Annotated in this window: 2 protein-coding genes; one reads left to right on the top strand and one right to left on the bottom strand. The window is 65.0% G+C overall.

What is annotated here, in order from left to right:
- Positions 1-174: 174 nt before the first annotated feature.
- Positions 175-882, top strand: coding sequence for a peptidase inhibitor family I36 protein (locus ACFWF3_RS36190; RefSeq protein ID WP_379318677.1), 708 nt, complete (start codon positions 175-177; stop codon positions 880-882).
- Positions 883-899: 17 nt separating this feature from the next.
- On the opposite strand, the gene ACFWF3_RS36185 is transcribed toward ACFWF3_RS36190, so the two are convergent.
- Positions 900-1,298: hypothetical protein (locus ACFWF3_RS36185; protein ID WP_379318675.1), on the bottom strand; the 399-nt coding region annotated here is incomplete at its 5' end.

The following is a 1,298-nucleotide window of genomic DNA, read 5'->3' as shown; positions in this document are numbered from 1 at the left end:
TGGTACTGCACTCGACAGGGTGTGGGAGAGTAGGACACTGCCGGAACATCTTTGCGAAAGGCCCTCCAACTTCGGTTGGAGGGCCTTTTTGCGTTTTCCAGCCGGCCATCCCCGCGGTTCGGTCAATCTTGGTTTCTCCCAACCTGTCTGGCCGTCTGGGACTAGCCTGTGCGTGTGAGTGCAGAACTCCCGCCCAACGAGGGCGAGCCGAAGGCGCACGTCCATGGTCGTGCCAGCCTCGATGCGCAGCATCGCAGCACCCAGAACGAGTCGTACACCCGCCAAGTGCGATCCAGTACCAACTTCGGTGTGTGGCGACGTGACGCCGAGGTGAGCAGCAAGGGCACGAAGGAGAAGCGCCGCACCGTGCAATTGGTGGTGGCCGGTGGGTTTCTCGTCGCGGGGGTCGTCGGCGCAGCACTGGTCTTCATGGCGTTTCAACCCGACGCCAGCGGAGATGCGCCGGTGAAAGGCGGTGCCGTGACGTCGGTCGCCCAACCGGCCGCGCCGGTCGATGTCACCACGGCGGTCGTACCTACCGCAGTGAAACCGACTGTGAGTGCGACGATCTCGGCGCGCACGCCGACAGCTCTGCTGACGCAGCCATGCCCCGCCGGCACGGTCTGTTGGTGGGACATGCCCGACTTCAAAGACTTGCTTCACTCGCTACCGCACGGTGAGGTGCCCTCGATCGGACCGGAGAGCTGCCTGGAGTTGGGCGTCGCCAGTCTCGGCCCGCGGGGCGCCGGCTCGGTGGTCAACGGCGGCAGTGTCCCGCAGACGTTCTGGGAGAACGGCGACTGCACCGGACGTTCGTTCGTCATGAAGCCCGGAGAACAACTGGCGAAACTGCCGATCTTCCCCTTCTCCGTCAGCGGGTAGCGGCCGCACCCCTGTGCTCAGGGATTGGGTTCGGCGGTGCGCAGGAGTTGCAGCAGACCGTGCACGGCGGCTTCCTGCCCCGCCGACAGCGGATCAGTGGCGAAGTGCATCAACTCGTTCCGTACATCGCGCACCTGCTCCACCAGCTCCAGGACCTGACTGTGATCGAGGCGCCAGCCGAGCTTGCGCCAGCGAACCGGGTCGCGCAGTAGGTACACATAGCCACCGAAGGTCAGGTGCGCCGCTTCGGTGGTGTGGGCGCGCCTGTTCTTGGGGGCCGCGGCTTTGATGTCGTCGGGATCGAGATGATCGTTGGCGGCGCGGCGCAGCCGGTTCTCTGCCTCCTCGATCAGCACGAAAGGCTTTGCCAGCATGCCGAATTGGTGGGTGAGATCCGATGCGGTGAGGAGGCCTGT

Origin of the sequence: Nocardia sp. NPDC060220 (assembly GCF_042727815.1) — a bacterium.
In the GTDB taxonomy this organism is placed as follows: domain Bacteria; phylum Actinomycetota; class Actinomycetes; order Mycobacteriales; family Mycobacteriaceae; genus Nocardia.
The sequence above is the reverse complement of the archived record's forward strand: the minus strand, read 5'-3'. Positions and strand labels throughout refer to the sequence as shown.